Origin of the sequence: Azospirillum sp. B2RO_4, from assembly GCF_051124815.1 — a bacterium.
In the GTDB taxonomy this organism is placed as follows: domain Bacteria; phylum Pseudomonadota; class Alphaproteobacteria; order Azospirillales; family Azospirillaceae; genus Azospirillum.
The window spans coordinates 2,006,348-2,028,668 of record NZ_CP118485.1 but is presented as its reverse complement, the minus strand read 5'-3'; the positions used below and the strand labels follow the sequence as shown (position 1 = coordinate 2,028,668).

Sequence of the window (22,321 nt, the reverse complement as noted above, 5' to 3'; positions counted from 1 at the left end):
CGTCGGGGCCCTTTACCCGTTCAGGAACGCGCGGTGGACGCGGATCAGCAGCCAACCCACCGCAGGAAACACAGCCACCGTCAGCAGGCCCTGGAACAGCGCCGGCAGGATCGACAACGCGGCGGCGTCCAGCACCGAGAAGGCCAGCCATTGCAGCAGCACGGCACCAGCCATCACCAGCGTAAAGCCGAACCACAGCAGGGCGAAGGTGCTGGCCAGGAACACCCGGCGCTGGTTCAGCACCGCCCATTGGGCGACGACCAGCAGCAGGGCGTTCACGCCCAGCGGCCCGCCGACCAGGAAATCCTGCAGCAAGCCGATCAGAAAGGCCACCCCCGGACGCATCAGGTCAGGCCTGTGGATGGTCCAGTAATAGACCGAAACCAGCGTCAGGTTCGGTGCCACCGGGGCGTAGCCCGGCACCGGCACCGGGATCATGCCGACCAGCACCATCATCACCGTGACGGCGAAGGGCGCCAGATTGCGCCCGGTCTTGTCCACCTTCTGCCAGAAAGTCGCCGTCATATCGGCAAGTTCCCGGCCGGCGGACGGTCCGTCCGGTTCAAATCCACGTCCAGCTCACTTGGAATCCGGCGATGGGTCCAGATCGGTGCTCGGCAGGCCGAAATCTACCAGACGCAGATATTCGACGCGCGACAGATCGGCGCTGGGCAGGACGCGGATGCCGCGTTCGCTGACCGCGGTCACCACGCCGACCGGCAGGCCGGGCGGAAACAGACCGCCGTCACCCGAGGTCACCACCCGCTCGCCCACCTGGATCGGCGAATCGGGCGGCAGGTAGAGAAGCTTGGCCTGATCGGAATTGTCGCCGGCCAGGATCGAGCGCTGGCGCGTGTTCGACAGGATCACCGGAATGCGGGCGTTGATGTCGGTCAGCAGCAGGACGCGGGACGACCATTCGCCGACCTCGATCACCCGGCCGACCAGACCGGCCCCGGCCAGCGCCGCCTGTCCCTTGCGCACCCCGTCGCGCCGGCCGGCGGTGACCACCAGCGTGCGGACGAAGGAACTGCCGGGCGTGGCGATTACGCGGGCGGCGATGTAGTTGACGGCCGGCTCGGGGCGGACGCGCAGCAGGCTGCGCAGGCTGTTGTTCTCCGCCTCCAGCCGCAGTGCCGCCTGTTTCCACTGAAGCAGCCGGGCGTTCTCGGCCTTCAGCCGCTGGTTCTCGTCGAAGGCATTCTCAAGCTCCACCGCGGACTCGACCACGCGCGCCGCCGTCGCGGCGGGGCGGGAGATGGCGTCCAGGATGGGGGCGAAGGCATCGGTCACGCGTGCGCGGGCGCTGTCCACCGAAACGGACTCGATCTTGCCCACCATCATCAGCGCGACGGAGGCCAGAACCAGCAGAAGGAAGGAGAAGCGCTGCGCGAGAGCCCGCAAAGGGGCGGCAAGGCGGATGACGGAGCCGGATGAGCGTGGCTTCACAGGAAATTCCCGTCCAGATACGCGGTCCGTCTCCGGTCCTCGATCGCTCTGAGAGAGCGTGGGACCGGAGGCCTTCCAACCAGGGATACACCAATCAGTAGGCGCTGACCAAGACGTTTCGCAGCGTCTTCATCTCCTCCAGCGCGCGACCGGTGCCGAGCGCCACGCAGGAGAGAGGATCGTCGGCGATCGACACCGGCAGGCCGGTGGCGTGGCGCAGGACGAAGTCCAGGTTGCCCAGCAGGGCGCCGCCGCCGGTCAGCACGATGCCCTTGTCGACGATGTCGGCAGCCAGTTCCGGAGCGGTGTGCTCCAGCGCGACCTTCACCGCTTCGACGATGGCGGAGACGGGCTCGGCCAGCGACTCGGCGATCTGGCGTTCGGAGATGATCAACTCCTTGGGCACGCCGTTCATCAGGTCGCGGCCCTTGATCTCCAGGATGCGGCCTTCACCGTCCTCGGGCGGACAGGCAGAGCCGATTTCCTTCTTGATCCGCTCGGCGGAGCCTTCGCCGACCAGCAGATTGTGGCTGCGGCGGATGTAGCCGATGATGGCCTCGTCCATCTTGTCGCCGCCGACGCGGACCGACCGCGAGTAGACGATGCCGCCCAGCGACAGCACGGCCACTTCGGTGGTGCCGCCGCCGATGTCGACGACCATCGAACCCGTCGGTTCGGTCACCGGCAGCCCGGCGCCGATCGCGGCGGCCATCGGCTCCTCGATCAGGAAGACGCGGCGGGCGCCGGCGGCCTCCGCCGATTCCTGGATCGCCCGGCGTTCCACCGCGGTCGAGCCCGACGGCACGCAGATGATGACCTGCGGGCTGGCGAAGCTGCGGCGGTTGTGAACCTTGCGGATGAAATGCTTGATCATTTCCTCCGCAACTTCGAAATCGGCGATGACGCCGTCGCGAAGCGGCCGGATGGCCTGGATGTTTCCGGGCGTGCGGCCAAGCATCATCTTCGCCTCGTCACCGACGGCGAGGACCTGCTTTTTGCCGCGCACGTTGGCGATGGCGACGACGGACGGTTCGTTCAGGACGATGCCGCGGCCCTTGACATAGACCAGGGTGTTGGCCGTCCCCAGATCGATCGCCATGTCGGCGGACAGAACGCCGAGCAGTTTGGAGAGCATGGAGCTGACGAACTCTATCAAAGCGGTTGAGACGGCCGAGCCGGCGGACTGGCATAGCATGCCCGCCAACGGTTCCATAGTCGAATGCGCCCGCACGCTCAAGCGGAGAGTGCGCCCGGCAGCCCTGAAACCTGCCGCAGATACGGCCTCCGGAGGTCCGGTGACCGCAGCGGCGCGGTGTCTGGTGATCGGGACATTGGCGGGTTAGGGTTAATATTCCGTCAACGGCCAGAAGCCCTGCGGTCAAGCCCGTTCCGATCCGCCGACAGCCCGGAAAGCCGGTGTGGCCGTGACGTGTCTATCCCTGTCGATGCAGCGCCGCAACGGCCTTCTGCCGTCCGTGCCCGGCAATTCAGTGCTGGTCCGCCGCGGATTTGGCTCCCGGCTTCGCGGCGGGGGCGTGGTGGCCCTCCAGCCTGTCCATGCAGGCGAGCAGAACGCCGGAGATCACGAAGGTCATGTGGATGATGACCAGCCACATCAACTCGTCGCGCGAGGTCTGCGACAGGTTCATGAAGGCCTTCAGCAGGTGAATGCCCGAGATGGCGACGATCGAGGCGATCAGTTTCAGCTTCAATCCGCCGAAATCGACCTTGCCCATCCAGTCCGGCCGGTCCTCGTGATTGGCGACGTCGATCTTGGAGACGAAGTTCTCATAGCCGGCGAAGATCACCATCAGCAGAAGGTTGCCGGCGAAGGACAGGTCGATCAGCGTCAGCACGGCCAGAAGCACGTCCTTCTCGCTCATCTCCAGCACATGCGGGATGATGTGCAGGATCTCCTGCGTGAACTTCACCAGCAGGGCGCCCAGCGAGACGACCAGCCCGAGATAGAAGGGGGCGAGGAGCCAGCGGCTTGCGAAAATGATCTGTTCAAAGCGGCGTTCGATCATGGCGGGTTCGGCACGTCGTTGAGGGAGGGAATAGCGCGGACTCCGCGATGTGTCGCAATGCTGCGCCGCAAAATCAATCCGGCTTTTTCCTGAACGCGCGAGAGGGAGTGGAAGCCGCCTTTGGTCATAAGGATTGTCATCGTACCGTAACGTCCGGGAGCTATGGTGAGGGCTTTGCACAAGACCGCCGGGAAGGGTTTGGCGACCATGAAGACCTCCGCTCCGCACATCGTGTCCGCGTTCGAGGACGCGCTGAAGCGGCTGAAATCCGCCATCGTGCAGATGGCCGGCGCTGCGGAGACGCAGATCGATCAGGCGCTGACCTGCCTGGCCCAGCGCAATCCCGAGCTTGCGCGGGAAATCGTGGAGTCGGATGCGCGACTCGACTCCTTCGAACATGACATCGAAGCCCACTGCATGCGCCTGCTGGCCCTGCGCCAACCGGTTGCCGACGACCTGCGCGAGGTGATCGCGGCGCTGAAGATCGCCGGCAACCTGGAGCGGATCGGCGACCATGCCGCCAACACCGCCAAGCGGGCCGTCGCCATCTTCAGCCTGCCCGACGCCGGATCGATGGCGGGGCTGCCGCAGCTCGGCCGGCTGGTGCGCGAACGGCTCAGCGCCGTCATCGACGCCTATGTCGACAACGACGGCGAGGCGGCTCTGCGCATCTGGCGCACCGACGACGAGGTGGATGCGCTCTACACCAGCCTCGTTGCGGAGGTGGAACGGTCGGCACTGGCGGCGCCGGAGCAATTCACGGCGCATATGCACCTGATGATGATCGCCAAGAACCTGGAGCGGATCGGCGATCACGCGACCAACATCGCCGAGGTCGTCTATTTCGTCAGCACCGGCGAAGCCCTGCTGGACGAGCGTCCGAAGGCCGACCATTCCTATGATCCGGTGAGCTGAAACGGTGCAGCGCCGCAAGGCATAAGGCCATCGTGCGGCGCCTCACCGGGCCTATGGGGGATGGTAATTCCGTCGCGGAGCGATCACGTTATCGAAACGATGCTTCCGTCGCCCGCACACGAGACAAATCCGACCTGATGACCGACGACCTGATCCGCCTCTATGCCGCCATCCTCGACCGCCAGCAGATGGATCCGGCGCACTCCAAGACCGCGCGGCTGATCGCCGCCGGCCCGAAGAAGATCGCCAAGAAGGTGGGCGAGGAGGCGGTCGAGGTGGCGCTGGACGCCATGAACGAGGATCGCCAGGGCGTCATCAACGAAAGCGCCGACCTGCTGTACAACCTGTCGGTCCTGTGGGCGACGCTGAACATCCACCCCGACGACGTCTTCGCCGAAATCCGCCGGCGCGAGGCGCTTTACGGCATCGCCGAAAAATTGCCGAAGACGGCGGCGGAGCGCTGACGCCGGCACTTCAGCTCAAGCCACCCCGAGTCTCTGCAGCAACGGCAATCGCCGCTGTACGAAGGCCGCATGACGGCGCGCCAGTTCCGCCCGGTTGGCATCGTCTCCCTCGCAACGCTCACCGTCCCGGCCCAGCACGATGCCATCGGCCGACAGGTGACGCCAGGCGAAGGCAGCCGGCTCCTCACCCTGCTGCGCAGCCAGCAGGAACAGCGCCTCGATCCGCGACACCGGCACACCGGCCCCCAAAAGGGGTGAGGCGAGCTGCCCCGGCATGTCGCCGAAGCGGTGGCGCGCCAGCACCGCGGCGTTGAAGCGGTCGCTTGAGGTCTTCCGCTCGGCAAACCCGTCATCCGGCATGATCGGAGCCGCCAGCGACAGGCTGGTCAGCAGCACCAGCGCGCGCAGCACCGCTTCTTCCCCTTGCGCTGCCAGCGCCGGCCGGACCAGCAGCGCGTCGAGGCTCTGTGGCGCTTCGGACAGGGCCTCTGCCAGCGGGTGGTAGAGCGCCCGCGGGAAGGGCAGGCGGCCGACGGGCGTGGATGCGACCTCCGGCAGATCGTCGGCGGTGACCAGCAGCGTGAACCGGGTCTCCCCCAGCAGTGCGCGCCGCTCGGCCGGACCCAGCCGTTCGCCGCCCTTCACGAACAGGTCGCGGCGGAAGCTGCGGTTGGTCATCACGTCGCGCAGGGTTTCCGCCTGGGCGGGGTCGCCCGCCTCGGACGCCAGCGCCTGCTGCGCGGGGGAGAGGGTGAGGTCGTCCAACTGCTCCATCGGCACGGCGGCGCCGGCGAATTCCAGCTTCGCGCCGGCCAGTTCGCGCGCCACATCGGCATGGTAGAAGGCGGTCCAGTCACCGTTGAGATATTCGTGGGCGATGTAGTTCGGCGACTTGTGGCGAAGCTGCTCGATCCGCTCCACCACGCCGTCGGTGTTGGCGAACCAGCCGCCGCCCTGTGCCGCCATCCGCGCGGCGAACTCCACCGCGCGGGCGATGCGGTCGGGCAGGGGGCCGTCTCCCTCGGCGCAGCGCTCCACCAGGAGACGGCGCAGCGGCATGTGGGCGAGGGTTCCGGGCAGGGCGTTGTAGCTGACGAAGACGACAGCGCCGGGCGCCAGCCGGCGGCGCAGCGTGTCGAGCAGGATCGCGCGGTTCTCCGCGCTCACCCAGGACCAGACGCCGTGCAGGGCCACCGCGTCCAGCATGGGACCGTCGCGGCGGGCGTACTCGGCGAAGCTTTCCTCCAGGAATTCGGCGTTGGTCAGCCCGGCGTCGGCTGCCAGACGGCGGGTGCCGGCGATGTGGGAGGGGTTGAAGTCCATCGCCTCGAACCGCGCCGCCGGATGGGCCCCGGCCAGCAGCGCGCTGGTCAGCCCATGGCCGCAGCCGGGCTCCGCCATGGTAAAGCCGCCGCGGCGCAACGCCTCGGGCGGGCGCCGGCCGCGCAGCGTCAGCGCGAAGCAGAGCAGGGCCGGCGACCAGTCGCGATAGACGGCGCGGATATAGTCGATGCCGCCGACATAGCCTTCGGTCCAGCCGCCCATCCCCGATCTCCCGTTTTGATGTCCCGTTTCGCCAGCGCCGGTGTAGCCGCCGGGGCAGGAGTCCGGCCACCGAAAAGCGCGTGCCAAAAAATTCACATGGCGTGCGTTTTTGCTATCGACAGGCCAAAAGCCCTTCGCTATAAACCGCGCCACACCGGCCGGGACAACGGCTTGGCCGGCGCGATGAACAGTCGGCTGATTTCAGCAACGATTTCAGCGAGGTTCACCGCATCAAGAGATGGGCGCATAGCTCAGTTGGTAGAGCAGCTGACTCTTAATCAGCGGGTCCAAGGTTCGAGTCCTTGTGCGCCCACCATCTCTTGAACATTTCCTACGGATGGGCGCATAGCTCAGTTGGTAGAGCAGCTGACTCTTAATCAGCGGGTCCAAGGTTCGAGTCCTTGTGCGCCCACCATCCATAAGGGGCTGGAACCGAGCAGGTTCCGGCCCCTTTCCATTTCCGGGGTTTGTCGGGAGTGGTGGTGGCGTCTCGTATGATGCCCCCTCCCTAACCCTCCCCCACCTTCGGTGGGAGAGGGGACTGCCGCCGAACCTTCACCTCTCCGCCTGCGCCAGGAAATCCGCGGTCACCCGGTCCATCGTCGCCAGATGGGTGTGGAACCAGTCGGGGAAATGCTCGGTCACATACAGGCGGGCGCGGGCCTCCTTTCCCTCTTCCAGTTCGGCTTCCATTGTTGCGACCACGTTCAGGACGCGGGCGTGCTCGTCCTTGTGGCAATGCAGGGCGAAGAAGCCGTGCTGGGTCATCAACGCGTTCTCGCGGGCGAAATGCTCGCGCAGATGCTTGGCGAAGGCGGCGAAGGGAGCCTGGAGCTGGCCGACCGGTGCGTTGCAGGCCGCCTGAAGCAGGGCGACGGAATCGACATGGTCGCGGTCCATGACCTCGTAGCCAAGGAGGGGGACATCGGCAGATGGGGCGGCAGATGGGGCGGCGGACGTGGTGGTCGCAAGCATAATGTTCGCTTCCAAAAAAGATGGCCTTCGGAGACGACGCTCCGAAGGCCACCATACCCGCACGACCATCAGGGTTTCTTGACGGCGGTCAAGACGCCCGAATCGTCAGCCCTGCGCTTCGCCGGCCTCAAGCTCGTCGATGAAGCCGCGGATGACGCCGAGCCCCTTCTGCCAGAAGGCGGGGTCGGAGGCGTCGAGCCCGAAGGGGGCCAGCAGCTCCTTGTGGCGCAGCGTGCCGCCGGCCTCCAGCATCGCCAGATACTTCTCGGCGAAGCCCTTCTCTGCGTCCTGATAGACCGCATAGAGCGAGTTCACCAGGCAATCGCCGAACGCATAGGCGTAGACGTAGAAGGGCGAGTGGATGAAGTGGGGGATGTAGGACCAGTAATGCCGGTATCCCTCGTCGAAGCGCAGCGCCGGCCCCAGGCTTTCGACCTGCACCGCCATCCAGATTTCTCCGATGCGCTCCGGCGTCAGTTCGCCCTCGCGCCGTTCGGTGTGGACGCGGCGTTCGAAATCGAAGAAGGCGATCTGGCGCACCACCGTGTTCAACATGTCCTCGACCTTGCCCGCCAGCATGATGCGGCGGCGCTTCGGGTCGGTCTCCGCCGCCAGCAGGGCGCGGAAGGTCAGCATCTCGCCGAACACCGACGCGGTTTCCGCCAGCGTCAGCGGGGTATCGGACAGGAAATGACCTTGGCGGCCGGCCAGGATCTGGTGGACGCCGTGCCCCAGCTCATGGGCCAGCGTCATCACGTCGCGCGTCTTGCCCTGGTAGTTGACCAGCAGATAGGGGTGGACACTGGGCACGGTCGGGTGGGCGAAGGCGCCCGGCGCCTTGCCGGGACGGACCGGGGCGTCGATCCAGGGATTGTCGAAGAAGCGCTTGCCCAGACTGGCGAGGTCGGGGGAGAAGCGGCCGTAGGCGCCCAGCACGATGTCGCGCGCCTCGTCCCAGGGGATGCTGCGGTCGGCATCCTCCGGCAGGGGGGCGTTGCGGTCCCAGTAATCCAGATGGTCCTGGCCGAACCATTTGGCCTTCATCGCGTAATAGCGGTGCGACAGCTCCGGATAGGCACCTTTGACGGCGGAGACCAGCGCGTCGACGACTTCATCCTCGACCCGGTTTGAAAGGTTGCGGGCGGAGGTCGGCGTCGGATAATTGCGCCAGTCGTCCTCGATCTCCTTGTCCTTGGCCAACGTGTTGGTGATCAGCGAGAACAGCCGCGCATTCTCGCCCAGCACCTTGCCAACCGCCTCGCCGGCCTCGCGGCGAACGGCGGGGTTGCGGTCGGACAGGCGGTTCAGCGCCTCCGCACAGGTCAGTTCCTTGCCGCCCATGGGGAACCGCAGGCTGGCGATGGTCTCGTCGAACAGGCGGTTCCAGGCGGCGCGGCCGACCACGTGCTTTTCATGCAGCAGCCGCTCGATCTCGTCGGACAGCTGGTGGTCGCGGTAAAGGCGGACGTCGCGCAGCCACGGCTCGTAATGGCGCAGCGCCGCCGAAGCCTTCTGCTTGGCCGCCAGATCCTTGTCGTCCAGCCGGTTGATCTCCAGCGTGAAGAAGATCAGGTGGGCGGAGATGTCGTTCACCCGCTCCTGCGCCGACTGGTAGAACTTGGCGATGGCCGGATCGACCATGTTGCCGTTGTACACCAGCCCGGCATAGGACATGACGCGCGACAGCGTCTCGTCGATGTCCTCATAGCTGCGGATCGCCGCAGCCAGATCGTCGCCGTTCAGCGCCGCCAGCTTGCCGGCGTAGCGCTCGCGGAAGGCCTTGCACTCCCGCTCCATCCGGTCGAGGTCGGCCTTCAGCTCCGGCGAATCGGTGCCTGGGTAGAGGTCGCTCAGATCCCAGGTGGGAAGCGCGCCCAGATCGGAGGTGTCGTTTGCGGCCGTGGCGGCGCTGCTGGTCATCGGGTCGCTCCAGAGATTTGCCAGAGATTTGTCGGATCCATATAAGCGCGCACTCGGCGCGGGCAAAGCCTTCATCGGGCGGGCGGGCTTCCTGCCTTTCCGTCGATCGGATGCAGCGCCCGCCGTCCAGAGCGCAGGACCGCGCGCGACAGCTCGGCCAGCGCGGTTCCGGCGATCCGGCTCTGCTGCCAATAGAGCGGCACGTCCAGCGGCCGGCCGGGCACCAACTCCACCAGACGGCCGGCAGCCAGATGGTCGGTCACCAGCGGGTTGGGGTTCATTCCCCATCCCAGCCCGGCCAGCGCCCCGTCGACAAAGGCATGGGTGGAGGGCAGCCAATGGGTCGGCGGGGTCGGCACCTGCGCCGGATCGCCGTCGCCCAGCACCATGCACAGCCACTGCGCCTGCAGCCTGTCCTTGCGATTGAAGGTCAGGCAGGGTGCCTTCGCCAAGGCGTCCGCCGTCACCCCGTCGGCGAAATGGCGGCGCAGGTAATCCGGGCTGGCGGTGGCGCGGTAGCGGAGCGCGCCGAGCGGATGGCTGTTGCAGCCGGGGACCGGCGCCGCGCTGGCGGTGACGGCGGCCAGCACCTCGCCCTTGCGCAGCCACTCGGCGCTGTGGTCCTGGTCGTCCAGCACCAGATCGAACAGGCAGTCGGGCAGCTCGGCCATCGCCGCGACGAACCATGTGGCGAGGCTGTCGGCATTCACCGCGATTCGCAAGGTGACCGGACCGTCCGCCGGGCTCAGGCCGGGCAGGGTACCGCGCAGTTCGCTTTCCAGCAGCGCCACCTGCTCCACATGCTGGCACAGGCGCTGGCCGGCGGCGGTGCCGGTGCAGGGCTGGCCTCGCACGACCAGGACGGTGCCCAGCCGCTCCTCCAGCAGCTTCACCCGCTGTGACACCGCCGACGGGGTGACGTGCAGTTGCCGGGCGGCGCGCTCGAAGCTGCCGGTGCGGATCACGGCGGCCAGCGCCGTCAGCAGCGGATAGTCCAGCATGAATTAGCTCTGCTTAATCAGGGCAAGAAGGATTAAGTACGATAGAGGCCGTTCGGGTGGTAGCGGAATGGCATCCACCGACTCCGGAACCACCATGATGACCGACCTTTCCCCCGCCGCACTGCTGCCGGCCTTCCTGCCGGGATTGTTCCTCGGTTTCAGCCTGATCGTCGCCATTGGAGCGCAGAATGCCTTCGTGCTGCGTCAGGGCCTGCGCAACGAGCATGTGCTGGCGATCTGCGCCACCTGCGCCCTGTCGGACGCCGTCCTGATCCTGGCCGGGGTGAGCGGCTTCGCCACGGTCGCGGCGCGCTGGCCATGGCTGGAGCCGCTGATGCGCTATGCCGGCGCTGCTTTTCTCGTCGTTTATGGACTGCGCAGCGCCCGGTCGGCGTGGGCCGGCGGCAGCGGGCTGAACCCGGTCGACCGCGAGCCGGGCGGGCTTCTGCCGGCGCTGCTGACCTGCCTGGCGCTGACCTGGCTGAACCCGCATGTCTATCTGGACACGGTGGTGCTGGTAGGCTCCGTCTCCGCCCGCTTCGCCGAGGCGCGGGGGGCCTTTGCGTTGGGGGCGATGACGGCGTCCTTCCTGTTCTTCTTCGCGCTCGGCTATGGCGCCCGGCTGCTGCGTCCGCTGTTTGCCCGGCCCGGCGCGTGGCGGGTGATGGACGGCGTCATCGCGCTGGTGATGTGGGGTATCGCGGCGGGGCTGCTGATCGGTTAGGAGCGTGCGAACAAGGTGTCGTCCTCGCAGAACAGCAGCGACCGGTGGAGCGCGGTTCCTGCGATCGTGCCGGCGCCGACGGCCAGCGCCACCGATCCAGCGGCCCGTGCCGCATCGCCGCAGGCGAAGACACCGGGAATGCTGGTTTCCTGCATCGCATCGACGCGGATATGAGTGCCGATGGGGCTGTCCTCCGTCGCGCATCCAAGCTGTGCGGCCAGCGGGCTTGCAACGCGGCTTCGCGGCAGCACGAAAAGTCCGGCAAAAGGCAATCTACGTCCGTCGGCGAGCGAGACCACCGGTGAATCGCCGTCGATTCCGCTTATGGGTGCGGTCTCGACGGTCACCCCGCGCTGCGCCAAATGGGCCGACTGGTCGGCGTCGGGTTCGAACGCCCCGTTCAGGAGCAGTGTCGTCGGTCCCCAATCCGGAAGCATCAGCGCATGGTGCATGGATTGCCCGGACACGGCGACGACACCGATACGGCCCTGCATCAGCTCATAGCCGTGGCAATAGGGACAATGGAAGACGGAGCGCCCCCAACGTTCCGCCAGACCGGGGATCGCCGGCAGCTCGTCCACCACGCCGACGGAGATCAGCAGCCGGCGCCCTCGATAACCGATGCCGTCCGAGCCGGTGATCCGAAATCCCTCGCTTGTCTTGGAAGCCTCTTCGGCCCGACCGGTCGTCCAGGTGACGGTCGGATAGCGCATCAACTGATCGCGGGCTTCGGCGGCGATTTCTCCCGGCGGACGGCCATCCTGACCTAGGAAACCATGCGAATGGCTGGCGAAGCGGTTGCGCCGCAGTCCCTCATCCATCACCAGCACCCGGCGGCGGGCACGGGCCAACTGCAGCGCGGCGGCCATGCCGGCATAGCTGCCGCCGACGATGATGGCGTCATAGGTCGTCGTGTCGTTTCCGTTCATGCGGATCCCTTTCCTCGGATGAAACGGCCGCGCCATCCGCGGCCAAATCACGACACATGATAAGTTACATGAAAGGGCTTGGTCAATGTGACATGTAACTTATGAAGTGGCCTGAGTTGGCCGGCCGCCCTGCGCGACATCCGAAGGAATCGATCACCGATGAGACAGGACAGCCGCCTTTCCCGCATGCTGCATGTGCTGATCCATATGGACCGGCACGACGGGGCGCTGACGTCGGAGGCGATTGCCGAAATGCTGAACACGAATCCGGTGGTCATCCGCCGGACTATGGCGGGGCTGCGCGAAGCCGGCCATGTGCGGTCGGAAAAGGGCCATGGAGGCGGCTGGCGGCTGGCACGGCCGCTCGACGGGATCACTCTGCTGGATATTCACCGCGCATTGGGGGAACCGGGGGTCTTCGCCATCGGTCCGACCGCGGACGAACCGAGTTGTTTGGTGGAGCAGGCCGTCAATGCCGCTCTCGACGGGGCATTGCGTGAGGCGGAGGCGGTGCTGGTCCGCCATCTGGGCGAAGTAACGCTTGCCGATCTCGCAGCCGATTTCGACCGGCGCATGAAGGCGCTGGGCAAGTGCTGAGCGCTGACCCTAGCCCACCTTCGGCGTCTTTCCCTCCTGCGCCCGCCGAATCGCTGCTTCCACGCATTGCAGGTGCAGTTTCTTGCGCGCGAGCTGGCGGGCGCGGCGTTCCTCCAGGTCGGTGGTCGCCATCGCCTCGATGCTGCAACCACGCCAGCCATTGGCGTCCAGGGCGCGGGCGACCTCGGCATAGCCGAAATAGCCCTTGTCCGGCTGCTCCCACGGCGCGCGGAAATCGGCGCGGCGCAGGACGAAGCGGTTGGACTGGCTGCCGCCGCCCAGGTTGGTGAGACGGGCCACGATCAGGCGCTCGCCGTTGCCGTGAACGACGGTCAGGATCGGGCGAATCCCGGTGATGGGTGGATCGACGGCCATGTTCCATGCATAACGGTCCAGGGGCGTCCTGACCAGAGCGTCGCTGATCGCACTGCCGACGCTCCATCTCCCGCCCGAACGGAGAATCGCCCATGCGTCTCTTAAGCCGCCCCGTCCTGCACCATGTTCCCGGCTTGTCGTCCGCCGCCCTTGCATTCCTTCTGCTGAGCGGTCCCGCCGCGGCCCAGTTGGCACCCGCGCCGGCGGTGTCGCCGTCGGCGTGCGAGGCCTATGCGGCCGGGGCGATGATCGAGGCGCAATTGTTCTTTGGACGCAACATCGGCAACGAGCTTGGCGTGAGCGACCGCGAATGGACCGACTTTCTCGACCGGGAGGTGACGCCGCGCTTTCCCAACGGGCTGACCGTCGTCGAAGCCTCCGGCCACTGGCGTGACATCCAGACCGGCCATCTGGTGCGGGAACCCAGCAAAATCCTCACGCTGCTGGCCGACGGCGATCCTGCGACGCTGCGGCTGATCCACGAAATCGTCGATTTGTACAAGGACCGCTTCCACCAGCAGTCGGTCGGTCTGGCCATCCGGCCGGTCTGTGTTTCCTTCTGAAACAGCGGGGCTGTTCCAATTCCCGGAACATCGTTTCACGAATGGGGAATGCGACAGCCCGTCGCACCCCCGACCTTCTGACATTTGCCTGCACTTATGCTTTTGTCGCAGATTGTGGAGGCGGCGGAACTGATCGTTTCGCGGCCGAGAGGAAATGCGCACCGAATAGTACCAAAATAGAACGAGGGACGCCCTGCCATGAGCGCGATCGCCAGCACCACCACTGCCGGGTCTTTCGACCAGATGCATGCCCGCTCCCTGTCGGACCCGGCCGGGTTCTGGGGGGAGGCGGCGAAGGACATCTCCTGGTACAAGCCATGGGACAAGGTGCTGGACGACAGCAACGCGCCCTTCTACCGCTGGTTCACCGGCGGGGAGCTGAACACCTGCTACAACGCGGTGGACCGCCATGTGGAAGGCGGGCGCGGCGATCAGGCTGCGATCATCTATGACAGCCCGGTCACCCAGACCGTTCAGACCATCACCTATGCCGAGTTGCAGGACCAGGTCGCCCGCTTCGCCGGCGCGCTGCGCGCCCAGGGCGTGGAGAAGGGCGACCGCGTCCTCCTCTACATGCCGATGATCCCGCAGTCGCTGGTCGCCATGCTGGCCTGCGCCCGTCTGGGCGCGGTTCATTCGGTGGTGTTCGGCGGTTTCGCCCCGCACGAACTGGCGACCCGCATCGACGACGCCAAGCCGAAGGCCATCGTCTCGGCCTCCTGCGGCATCGAGCCGAACCGCATCGTCAAGTACAAGCCGATGCTGGACGCCGCCATCGAGCAGTCGGCCCACAAGCCGGCCAGCGTCATCGTCTGGCAGCGCCCGCAGGAAACCGCTTCGCTGATCGAAGGCCGCGACGTCGACTGGGCCGAGGCGGTGGCGAAGGCCGAACCGGCGGAATGCGTGGCCGTGAAGGCGACCGACCCGCTCTACATCCTCTACACCTCCGGCACGACCGGCCAGCCCAAGGGCGTGGTGCGCGACAATGGCGGCCATGCGGTGGCGCTGCGCTGGACCATGACCAACATCTACAACGTCAAGCCGGGCGAGGTGTATTGGGCGGCGTCGGACGTGGGTTGGGTCGTCGGCCACTCCTACATCGTCTATGCGCCGCTGTTGACCGGCTGCACCACTGTGGTTTTCGAAGGCAAGCCGGTCGGCACCCCCGATCCGGGCACCTTCTGGCGCGTGATCGAGCAGCACAAGGTCGGCACGCTGTTCACCGCCCCCACCGCCTTCCGCGCCATCAAGCGCGAGGACCCGGACGCCAATTACCTGAAGAAATACGACCTGTCGCACTTCCGCGCCCTGTTCCTGGCCGGCGAGCGGTCGGACCCCGACACGCTGCATTGGGCCGAGGACAATCTGAACGTTCCGGTGATCGACCACTGGTGGCAGACCGAGACCGGCTGGGCGATCTCCGGCAACCCGCTGGGCGTCCACCTGTTCCCGATCAAGTACGGCTCCGCCACCCGGCCGATGCCCGGCTGGGACGTGCGGGTGCTGAACGCCGAGCTGAAGGAGGTTCCGCGCGGCGACATCGGCGCCATCTGCGTCAAGCTGCCGCTGCCTCCGGGCACGCTGCCGACGCTGTGGAACGCCGACGAGCGCTTCAAGAAGTCCTACCTCGCCGATTATCCCGGCTACTACCAGACCGGTGATGCCGGCTTCATCGACGATGACGGCTATGTCTATGTCATGGCCCGCACCGACGACATCATCAATGTCGCCGGCCACCGCCTGTCCACCGGCGCGATGGAAGAGGTGCTGTCGAGCCACAAGGACGTCGCCGAATGCGCGGTGATCGGCGTGGCCGACGATCTCAAGGGGCAGGTGCCGCTGGGCTTCGTCTGCCTGAAGGCCGGCGTGACCCGTCCGCACGAGGAGATCGTCAAGGAGGTCGTCCAGCTGGTGCGCGAGCAGATCGGCCCGGTCGCCGACTTCAAGCGCGCCCTGGTGGTCGACCGTCTGCCGAAGACCCGCTCCGGCAAGATACTGCGCGGCACCATGCAGAAGATCGCCGACAGCCAGGACTACAAGATGCCGGCGACCATCGACGATCCGGGCATCCTGCCGGAGATCGCCGACGCGCTGAAGACGCTGGGCTATGCCAAGACCAGCAGCACGCCTGCCTGACAGGCTTCATGAAAGCGGGGCGGCCTTCGGGCCGCCCTTCTTCATGTCGGGGCCGGGATCAGCATGAGACGACCGACAGGTTTTCCGGCTCCTCGCTGCCGAGGTCGAGCAGGGGCAGGAAACTCGCGGGCTCCTGCGCGCCGGAGAGCGCGTAGCGGCGGTTGAAGATATAGCAGGGCACGGCCTGCAGACCCATCTGGCGGGCAAGCGTATCGGCGGCAAGGACCGACGCCGATTCGGCATCGGTGGACAGTTGGCGCCGTGTCTCGACGAAGTCCATCCCCAGCCCGGCGGCGACGCTGGCCAGCGCGTCCGGATCGCCGATGTCCACGCCCTCGACGAAATAGGCGGCGAACAGCGCGTCGGCCATGGCATTGCCCAGTCCCTGACGGCCGGCGATGCGGACCAGACGGTGTGCGTCGAAGCTGTTGGGCGTGCGCTGGATGCGGTCGAGCGCCAGCGGCAATCCGTCGCGCGCCGCCGTATCCTCCACCACCCGGTGAATCTGCCGCGCCCGCTCCGCCCCGCCGAACTTGGCGGCGAGATAGTCGTCGCGCGACATCCCGCCGCGCGGCATGTCCGGGTTCAACTGGAACGGCTGCCAGCGGATTTCCGGGCGCAGGTTCGGCCGCTGCATCAGCGCACGGTCGAGCCGGCGCTTGCCGATATAGCACCAGGGGCAGATCAGGTCGGCGAAGGTTTCGATCAGCATGCCGCCACTATCCGCGCCTCCTCCAAATGGAGCAACCGCTTCTTCCGTCCCATCCCGCGGGCCGGAAGGACCCTGCAACCGTTTGTTAACCGAGTTGGCCCAACAGTCCTGAACAGTCCCGCCGATATTTGCAACGCCGGCGGACACATCCCGGTGGGCGATTCCCGATGAGCAATTCCTATGTCGACGGCAAGGTGCGCGAAGCGATCCTGGCGGCCAAGGGCAGCCGGATGAATGCGCAGAAGATCCTGATGGCCTGGGCTGTCGAGGATCCCGACCTGTTGCGCGGCATTGCCCAGCCCTTTCTGAAGGCCATCGCCGCCGCCGCCATCGAGCGCGCCGGCCGTCCGGCCAGCAGCAGGCCGGCCGCGCGCCCGGCCGCCGCCGGTGGGGCGGGGGGCGGGCGTCCGTCGGCATCCGGCCTCAGCCGCGATGCGCTCGAGAACCTGCTGAACCAGCTGGGCCGGGAGCCGGACGAGCAGCCGGCTCCGCAGCGTGCAACGCCTGCCGGCAAATCCGCGCCGGCGGCGAAGGGCGCCACCGTTCACAACGCACCGGCCGGCGGGCCGAATCATGAGAAGGCGATGATGGCGATCGCCAAGGCCTTCGTCGCCAAGAAGGTGCGCTAACGCCTTACGACCCGTTGTTGGCCGTATAGGGCGTGGCGTCGTCGAACCAACCGCGCTTGCGCGGCAGGGTCCGGACGTCCGGCGGCGGACTGGCCAGCGCGGTGTTGCCGTTGCGGTAGGGGTCCGGAATGTGGTGGCATTCGACGTCGGCCAGCGTGCGGTAGCAATAGAGCCGCGACCGGTCGACCTCCACCTTGTCGGGGCAATAATCGCCGTCCTTCTCGAAGCTGAGGATGGAGCAATCGCGCCCGGTGGCCGCCGACACGATGTAGTCGCCGATCGTCTTCTTGGTCGCGTTCAGCGTCACGACATCGGCCCCCGCCGCCGCCAGCCCGATTGGCGAGGTGCAGCCGGTCAGCGCCCACGCCGAAATCGCCAGCAGCAGGACAAGCCGGGTCCGCCTGGACCTCAATCGCGCCGCATCCATCCCTGCGCCCACCATCCTGCAAATCCTCTTGCCGGGCCCTCCTGCGACGCAGGGGTGACCCATCCTGCACATTGCGCGCGACCCCGGTTAACGAGCGATGAATTCGCCGATGGGGTGGGCCTCAACGAAGCAGGGTGCAGATGCGCGCCCGGCATTGTACCACGACGAAGGCGTCCTTTTCCTCGGTACAGCCGACTTTGAACGTCGTCGATCCTTCCCGCCCGACGGTGTAGCGCAGCACCTCGACCTTGGCCGGTGTGCAGTTGCCCATCGACTTGGCGATCTCCTTCGCTTCGGCCTGGGCCGCCGAGACATTGGCAGCCGCCATGGCGGGGCCCGCAGCCGCGAAGACGGCGACGGCCGGAAGAACGGCGATGAGACGGACGAGGAGCGAGTCGCGGAAGGTCATGGCCGGACTATCGCACGGGGTAGGGTGGTTCCGGAAGGGCTGCCTCCGAAATGTCGCAGTGATGCGAATCCCGCGCGCAGGACTGACGAAGCTGCTATTCTCGGCGCGAAACGCAAGCGGGACGGCGCCAGGCCGACCGCTGCCGGATACGGGTGGGGAAACGCATGACCTTGAATGAACGCCGGCTCGGCGACCGCATCCTTGCCGCGCTGGAGCTGGCGCTGGAACAGAAGCATCTCGACGTCGCCGAACATCTGGCCCGCGCGCTGGAAGAGACGCTGACCCGTTTCGGCGGACCGGATGCGGTCGATCACCGCGAACTGTCAGCCGGCATGCTGCAGGCCTTCGACCGGCTGGAGGCCCTGCGTCGCGACGCCCACCGCCTGCCATGAGCGGGTGGGGGCATCCCGGTGCCGCCGGCTCCGCCTCCGGAAAATTTTTTGCAATTTGGTGATTGACAGGCGGCGGCCGGGGCGACTACAAACCGCCCACCGAACGACGGGGGCCTTCAACGGTTCCAGTTGAAAACACTAAGCGGTTCAAGCCTTTGGCTCTGTGACGGCGCGGTGTTTTTAAACAAGTCGCTCTGCGCGGGTGTAGCTCAGTTGGTTAGAGCGCCGGCCTGTCACGCCGGAGGCCGCGGGTTCAAGTCCCGTCACTCGCGCCACTTTCTTTTTCAAATTGCGCGTAACGCGCCAGTATGTCCAAAGGACTCGCAAACCGCGGGTCCTTTTTCGCATGCGTATTGTCTTCCCTTTTCCCCGTTTTAAAAACGTGGTATTACCAAGCTCTCTCGCGGAGACCGGCTTGTCCTTCCGCGTGGTGAAAAGCGATTCAAAGCGCTTTCCTTGCCCACGGTCTCGGCATATATTCCGGCCCGTCTGATGGGCTAATCCAAGGCATGGCTGCCACGGCTTTGCGCTTCCGCCGATTTCCCGGCCGGAACGGCGCCCGTGGTCGTGGGCTTATGGGAGGAACGCGGTGTCGACTCCGCTGATCATTGAGTATCTTCCGATCCTGGTGTTTCTGCTGATCGGCATCGCGCTGGCCGCGGTGATGGTTGGGGCATCCTACGTCATCAGCCCGAAGAACCCGGACGCCGAGAAGGTCTCCCCCTACGAATGCGGCTTCGAGCCGTTCGAGGACGCGCGCACCAAGTTCGACGTGCGGTTCTACCTGGTCTCGATCCTGTTCATCATCTTCGACCTGGAAGTCGCCTTCCTGTTCCCGTGGGCGGTCGCCCTGGGCGACATCGGGCTGTTCGGCTTCTGGTCGATGATGCTGTTCCTGGGCATCCTGACCATCGGCTTCATTTATGAGTGGAAGAAAGGAGCTCTGGAATGGGAGTAGAGGTCGCCAAGCCGCTGGCGCCGATTCCGCCCGGACCGGAACAGGACGCCTACATCCGCGCGGTCTCGGACGAGATCCAGGACAAGGGCTTCGTGCTGGCGAAGTACGAGGATCTGCTGGCCTGGGCCCGGACCGGCTCGCTGTGGCCGATGACCTTCGGTCTGGCCTGCTGCGCGGTGGAGATGATCCACGCCTATATGAGCCGGTATGACCTGGACCGTTTCGGCGTGATTCCGCGTCCCAGCCCGCGCCAGTCCGACTGCATGATCGTCGCCGGCACCCTGACCAACAAGATGGCCCCGGCCCTCCGCAAGGTCTACGACCAGATGCCGGAGCCGCGCTGGGTCATCTCGATGGGCTCCTGTGCCAACGGCGGCGGCTACTACCACTATTCCTACGCGGTGGTGCGTGGTTGCGACCGGATCGTGCCGGTGGACATCTATGTGCCCGGCTGCCCGCCGACGGCGGAGGCGCTGATTTACGGCATCCTCCAGCTCCAGAAGAAGATCAAGCGCGGCAACCGCATCGCCCGCTGATCCCAGCGGACCGGACCGGCCGGGGCCGACAAGGCTCCGGACCCGCGGCCGGAAGAGAAGCGCGCTGAAGACAAGTAGGAAGGCAGGGTCCCACCCATGTCCGAACAGGCGTTGAAGGAACTCGGGGACGTCATCGCCGCCAAGATCGGCGACGACGTCCTGAAGGTCGAGGTGAAGCTCGGCGAATTGATGGTGACGGTCAAACGGCCGGCCATCCTGGCGGTGCTGACCGCGCTGCGCGACGATCCGGCCACCCGGTTCGAGCAGCTGACCGACATCACCGCGGTCGATTACCCGGATCGCGCGGAGCGGTTCGAGGTCGTCTACCAGCTGCTCAGCTACACCCACAACCGGCGCATGCGCGTGAAGCTGGCAACCGACGAGGACACGCCCGTCCCGTCGGCCGTTGCCGTCTTCAGCGCCGCGAACTGGTTCGAGCGCGAGGTGTGGGACCTGTTCGGCATCTTCTTCGAGAACCATCCGGACCTGCGCCGCATCCTCACCGACTACGGGTTCGAGGGGCACCCCTTCCGCAAGGACTTCCCGCTGACCGGCTACGTCGAAGCCCGCTACGACGAAGACCAGAAGCGCGTGATCTACGAGCCGGTCCGTCTGACCCAGGATTTCCGCGCCTTCGACTTCCTCAGCCCGTGGGAAGGCATGACCAACGTCATGCTGCCCGGCGATGAGAAGGCGGCCCTCCAGGACGGGAGCAAGAAGCCGTGAGCATGACCGTTTCGACCGAATCGGCGACCGGCGTCGTCTCGACTGGTCCGGGCGCGGCCATCAGCGCCTCCGGTCCCGAGACCAAGACGCAGATCAAGCCCTACACGATGAATTTCGGGCCGCAGCACCCGGCTGCCCACGGCGTGCTCCGTCTGGTGATGGAGCTGAACGGCGAGGTGGTGGAGCGCTGCGATCCGCACATCGGCCTGCTGCACCGCGGCACCGAAAAGCTGATCGAATACAAGACCTACATCCAGGCCGTGCCGTATTTCGACCGCCTGGACTATGTCAGCCCGATGTGCATGGAGCACGCCTATGTGCTCGGCATCGAGAACCTGCTGCAGATCAAGGCGCCGCTACGCGCCCAGTACATCCGCGTGCTGTTCTCGGAAATCACGCGCATCCTGAACCACATCCTGTCGATCACGACCGGTGCGCTGGACGTCGGCGCGATCACCCCGGCGCTGTGGGGCTTCGAGGAACGCGAAATCCTCATGGAGTTCTACGAGCGCGTGTCGGGTGCCCGCCTGCACGCCAACTATTTCCGGCCGGGCGGCGTCGCCTGGGACATCCCGGACGGCCTGCTGGACGACATCTGGGCCTTCACCGAGCGTTTTCCGAAGTTCATGGACGACCTCGAAAGCCTGCTGACCGAGAACCGCATCTTCAAGCAGCGCACGGTCGACATCGGCATCGTCACCAAGGAGCAGGCGCTCGACTGGGCCTTCACCGGTCCGATGCTGCGCGGCTCCGGCGTCGCCTGGGACCTGCGCAAGTCGCAGCCCTACGAAGTCTATGACCGCATGGAATTCGACGTCCCGGTCGGCCTGACCGGCGACTGCTGGGCGCGCTATCTGGTCCGCATGGAGGAGATGAAGCAGTCGCTGCGCATCATCCGCCAATGCTGCAAGGAGATGCCGGCCGGTCCCTACAAGATCGAGGACCGCAAGGTGTCCCCGCCGCCGCGCGGCGAGATGAAGCGCTCGATGGAAGCGCTGATCCACCACTTCAAGCTCTTCACCGAAGGCTTCCACGTTCCCGCCGGCGAGACCTACACCGCCATCGAGGCGCCCAAGGGCGAGTTCGGCGTGTATCTGGTGTCCGACGGCACCAACAAGCCCTACCGCTGCAAGATTCGCGCGCCGGGCTTCGCCCATCTTCAGGGCCTGGACTTCATGTCGAAGGGTCACATGCTGGCCGACGCCGTCGCCAACATCGCCTCGATGGACATCGTTTTCGGAGAAATCGATCGATGAGCGCGCCCGCTTCCGATCACGGCCACGCCGAGCCGACCAGCTTCACCTTCACCCAGGAAAACCTGGAACTGGCGAAGCGCATCATCGCCAAGTACCCGGAGGGCAAGCAGGCCAGCGCCTGCATGCCGCTGCTGGACGTGGCCCAGCGCCAGCACGGCGGCTGGCTGCCGCGCGTCGCCATGGACGCCGTGGCCGACCTGCTGGGCATGCCGCGCATCCGCGTGTACGAGGTCGCGACCTTCTACACGATGTACAACAAGAACCCGGTCGGCCGGCACCACGTCCAGGTCTGCACCACCACGCCCTGCTGGCTGCGCGGGTCGGACGAAATCGTCCACACCTGCAAGAAGAAGCTCGGCATCGAGGTGGGCGAGACCACGGCCGACGGCCAGTTCACGCTGGGCGAGGTCGAATGCTCGGGCGCCTGCGTCAACGCGCCGGTTGTGCAGATCGGTGATGATTACTACGAAGACGTGGCCCCGGAGCATATGGAGCGCATCCTCGACGCGTTGGCGCGCGGCGAGACGCCCAAGCCCGGTTCGCAGATCGGCCGTCAGTCCTCGGAGCCGGTCGGCGGCCCGACGACGCTGAAGGCCTTTACCACCGCGCAAGCGGACGCCACCACCGCGCAAGCGGAAGATTGAGGGGGAGGGGAC

General features: G+C 66.3%; 27 protein-coding genes and 3 tRNA genes. 16 read left to right on the top strand and 14 right to left on the bottom strand.

Features of this window, described 5'->3' with window-relative positions; all coding sequences use genetic code 11:
- Window positions 1-12: 12 nt before the first annotated feature.
- The 5 genes from mreD to PWS46_RS09595 all read right to left on the bottom strand — a co-directional run bounded on the left by mreD (window position 13) and on the right by PWS46_RS09595 (window position 3,685).
- Window positions 13-525 (bottom strand): rod shape-determining protein MreD, encoded by a 513-nt coding sequence (gene mreD, locus PWS46_RS09615; protein ID WP_085089967.1) that lies wholly within the window; start codon window positions 523-525, stop codon window positions 13-15.
- A 54-nt stretch (window positions 526-579) separates the two neighbouring features.
- Complete coding sequence (gene mreC / locus PWS46_RS09610) at window positions 580-1,449, bottom strand: rod shape-determining protein MreC (RefSeq protein WP_085089966.1); 870 nt, start codon at window positions 1,447-1,449, stop codon at window positions 580-582.
- Between the two features lie 94 nt (window positions 1,450-1,543).
- Window positions 1,544-2,584, bottom strand: a complete 1,041-nt coding sequence (locus PWS46_RS09605; RefSeq protein ID WP_012974729.1) for a rod shape-determining protein — start codon at window positions 2,582-2,584, stop codon at window positions 1,544-1,546.
- Between the two features lie 352 nt (window positions 2,585-2,936).
- Window positions 2,937-3,476 carry a TIGR00645 family protein gene (locus PWS46_RS09600; RefSeq protein WP_434614260.1) on the bottom strand — a complete coding sequence of 180 codons (540 nt, stop codon included), beginning with the start codon at window positions 3,474-3,476 and terminating at the stop codon, window positions 2,937-2,939.
- On the bottom strand, window positions 3,473-3,685 hold the full coding sequence (locus tag PWS46_RS09595; protein WP_434614257.1) for a hypothetical protein: 213 nt from the start codon (window positions 3,683-3,685) through the stop codon (window positions 3,473-3,475). Before PWS46_RS09595 ends, PWS46_RS09600 begins: the two co-directional genes overlap by 4 nt.
- Here PWS46_RS09595 and phoU point away from each other — a divergent pair.
- Window positions 3,684-4,391 carry a phosphate signaling complex protein PhoU gene (phoU, locus tag PWS46_RS09590; RefSeq protein WP_434614254.1) on the top strand — a complete coding sequence of 236 codons (708 nt, stop codon included), beginning with the start codon at window positions 3,684-3,686 and terminating at the stop codon, window positions 4,389-4,391. The two genes, PWS46_RS09595 and phoU, sit on opposite strands and share 2 nt — an antisense overlap.
- A gap of 137 nt (window positions 4,392-4,528) precedes the next feature.
- Window positions 4,529-4,855: a phosphoribosyl-ATP diphosphatase gene (gene hisE, locus PWS46_RS09585; protein ID WP_085089963.1), complete on the top strand. Its 327-nt coding sequence runs from the start codon at window positions 4,529-4,531 to the stop codon at window positions 4,853-4,855.
- A 15-nt stretch (window positions 4,856-4,870) separates the two neighbouring features.
- On the opposite strand, the gene PWS46_RS09580 is transcribed toward hisE, so the two are convergent.
- Entirely contained in the window at window positions 4,871-6,400 is a 1,530-nt protein-coding gene (locus tag PWS46_RS09580; RefSeq protein WP_434614251.1) for a class I SAM-dependent methyltransferase, read from the bottom strand.
- A 240-nt stretch (window positions 6,401-6,640) separates the two neighbouring features.
- Here PWS46_RS09580 and PWS46_RS09575 point away from each other — a divergent pair.
- Together PWS46_RS09575 and PWS46_RS09570 are read left to right on the top strand one after the other, a co-directional pair.
- A tRNA-Lys gene (locus PWS46_RS09575) sits at window positions 6,641-6,716 on the top strand.
- 23 nt (window positions 6,717-6,739) lie between these two features.
- Window positions 6,740-6,815, top strand: a tRNA-Lys gene (locus PWS46_RS09570).
- 140 nt (window positions 6,816-6,955) lie between these two features.
- On the opposite strand, the gene PWS46_RS09565 is transcribed toward PWS46_RS09570, so the two are convergent.
- From PWS46_RS09565 to PWS46_RS09555, 3 genes are all read right to left on the bottom strand, one after another.
- Window positions 6,956-7,375 carry a bacteriohemerythrin gene (locus PWS46_RS09565; protein ID WP_434614248.1) on the bottom strand — a complete coding sequence of 140 codons (420 nt, stop codon included), beginning with the start codon at window positions 7,373-7,375 and terminating at the stop codon, window positions 6,956-6,958.
- 105 nt (window positions 7,376-7,480) lie between these two features.
- Window positions 7,481-9,295, bottom strand: a complete 1,815-nt coding sequence (locus tag PWS46_RS09560; RefSeq protein ID WP_434614245.1) for a M3 family oligoendopeptidase — start codon at window positions 9,293-9,295, stop codon at window positions 7,481-7,483.
- A gap of 71 nt (window positions 9,296-9,366) precedes the next feature.
- Complete coding sequence (locus PWS46_RS09555) at window positions 9,367-10,296, bottom strand: LysR family transcriptional regulator ArgP (protein WP_434614242.1); 930 nt, start codon at window positions 10,294-10,296, stop codon at window positions 9,367-9,369.
- Between the two features lie 67 nt (window positions 10,297-10,363).
- On the opposite strand from PWS46_RS09555, the gene PWS46_RS09550 reads away from it, so the two are divergent.
- Window positions 10,364-11,020, top strand: coding sequence for a LysE/ArgO family amino acid transporter (locus PWS46_RS09550; protein WP_434614239.1), 657 nt, complete (start codon window positions 10,364-10,366; stop codon window positions 11,018-11,020).
- Here PWS46_RS09550 and PWS46_RS09545 read toward each other — a convergent pair.
- Window positions 11,017-11,949 carry an NAD(P)/FAD-dependent oxidoreductase gene (locus PWS46_RS09545; protein WP_434614236.1) on the bottom strand — a complete coding sequence of 311 codons (933 nt, stop codon included), beginning with the start codon at window positions 11,947-11,949 and terminating at the stop codon, window positions 11,017-11,019. The two genes, PWS46_RS09550 and PWS46_RS09545, sit on opposite strands and share 4 nt — an antisense overlap.
- A gap of 159 nt (window positions 11,950-12,108) precedes the next feature.
- On the opposite strand from PWS46_RS09545, the gene PWS46_RS09540 reads away from it, so the two are divergent.
- Window positions 12,109-12,546, top strand: a complete 438-nt coding sequence (locus PWS46_RS09540) for an Rrf2 family transcriptional regulator (protein ID WP_434614233.1) — start codon at window positions 12,109-12,111, stop codon at window positions 12,544-12,546.
- Between the two features lie 9 nt (window positions 12,547-12,555).
- Here PWS46_RS09540 and PWS46_RS09535 read toward each other — a convergent pair whose 3' ends face one another.
- Window positions 12,556-12,921 carry a hypothetical protein gene (locus PWS46_RS09535; protein WP_434614230.1) on the bottom strand — a complete coding sequence of 122 codons (366 nt, stop codon included), beginning with the start codon at window positions 12,919-12,921 and terminating at the stop codon, window positions 12,556-12,558.
- A 92-nt stretch (window positions 12,922-13,013) separates the two neighbouring features.
- Between PWS46_RS09535 and PWS46_RS09530 the strand changes: the two genes are divergently transcribed.
- Both PWS46_RS09530 and PWS46_RS09525 read left to right on the top strand, forming a co-directional pair.
- Entirely contained in the window at window positions 13,014-13,484 is a 471-nt protein-coding gene (locus PWS46_RS09530; protein ID WP_434614227.1) for a DUF3574 domain-containing protein, read from the top strand.
- Between the two features lie 198 nt (window positions 13,485-13,682).
- Window positions 13,683-15,620, top strand: a complete 1,938-nt coding sequence (locus tag PWS46_RS09525) for a propionyl-CoA synthetase (protein WP_434614224.1) — start codon at window positions 13,683-13,685, stop codon at window positions 15,618-15,620.
- Between the two features lie 58 nt (window positions 15,621-15,678).
- On the opposite strand, the gene PWS46_RS09520 is transcribed toward PWS46_RS09525, so the two are convergent.
- Window positions 15,679-16,332, bottom strand: coding sequence for a DsbA family oxidoreductase (locus PWS46_RS09520; RefSeq protein ID WP_434614221.1), 654 nt, complete (start codon window positions 16,330-16,332; stop codon window positions 15,679-15,681).
- Window positions 16,333-16,499: 167 nt separating this feature from the next.
- Between PWS46_RS09520 and PWS46_RS09515 the strand changes: the two genes are divergently transcribed.
- Entirely contained in the window at window positions 16,500-16,961 is a 462-nt protein-coding gene (locus PWS46_RS09515) for a hypothetical protein (RefSeq protein WP_434614218.1), read from the top strand.
- Between the two features lie 4 nt (window positions 16,962-16,965).
- On the opposite strand, the gene PWS46_RS09510 is transcribed toward PWS46_RS09515, so the two are convergent.
- Window positions 16,966-17,373: a hypothetical protein gene (locus PWS46_RS09510; protein WP_434614215.1), complete on the bottom strand. Its 408-nt coding sequence runs from the start codon at window positions 17,371-17,373 to the stop codon at window positions 16,966-16,968.
- A 136-nt stretch (window positions 17,374-17,509) separates the two neighbouring features.
- On the bottom strand, window positions 17,510-17,797 hold the full coding sequence (locus PWS46_RS09505; RefSeq protein WP_434614212.1) for a hypothetical protein: 288 nt from the start codon (window positions 17,795-17,797) through the stop codon (window positions 17,510-17,512).
- Window positions 17,798-17,961: 164 nt separating this feature from the next.
- Between PWS46_RS09505 and PWS46_RS09500 the strand changes: the two genes are divergently transcribed.
- From PWS46_RS09500 to nuoE, 7 genes are all read left to right on the top strand, one after another.
- Window positions 17,962-18,189, top strand: a complete 228-nt coding sequence (locus PWS46_RS09500) for a hypothetical protein (protein WP_085089951.1) — start codon at window positions 17,962-17,964, stop codon at window positions 18,187-18,189.
- A gap of 198 nt (window positions 18,190-18,387) precedes the next feature.
- Window positions 18,388-18,464: transfer RNA gene (locus PWS46_RS09495), tRNA-Asp, on the top strand.
- A gap of 314 nt (window positions 18,465-18,778) precedes the next feature.
- Window positions 18,779-19,147 (top strand): NADH-quinone oxidoreductase subunit A, encoded by a 369-nt coding sequence (locus PWS46_RS09490; protein ID WP_045580751.1) that lies wholly within the window; start codon window positions 18,779-18,781, stop codon window positions 19,145-19,147.
- Complete coding sequence (locus tag PWS46_RS09485; protein ID WP_174470176.1) at window positions 19,138-19,683, top strand: NuoB/complex I 20 kDa subunit family protein; 546 nt, start codon at window positions 19,138-19,140, stop codon at window positions 19,681-19,683. The genes PWS46_RS09490 and PWS46_RS09485 overlap by 10 nt, the downstream gene beginning before the upstream one ends.
- Before the next feature lie 96 nt (window positions 19,684-19,779).
- The gene (locus tag PWS46_RS09480; protein WP_434614207.1) at window positions 19,780-20,409 is read left to right on the top strand and encodes an NADH-quinone oxidoreductase subunit C; all 630 of its coding nucleotides are present in this window, start codon (window positions 19,780-19,782) and stop codon (window positions 20,407-20,409) included.
- 107 nt (window positions 20,410-20,516) lie between these two features.
- Window positions 20,517-21,665: an NADH-quinone oxidoreductase subunit D gene (locus tag PWS46_RS09475; RefSeq protein ID WP_244560922.1), complete on the top strand. Its 1,149-nt coding sequence runs from the start codon at window positions 20,517-20,519 to the stop codon at window positions 21,663-21,665.
- The gene (gene nuoE, locus PWS46_RS09470) at window positions 21,662-22,309 is read left to right on the top strand and encodes an NADH-quinone oxidoreductase subunit NuoE (RefSeq protein WP_434614204.1); all 648 of its coding nucleotides are present in this window, start codon (window positions 21,662-21,664) and stop codon (window positions 22,307-22,309) included. Before PWS46_RS09475 ends, nuoE begins: the two co-directional genes overlap by 4 nt.
- Window positions 22,310-22,321: the final 12 nt, after the last annotated feature.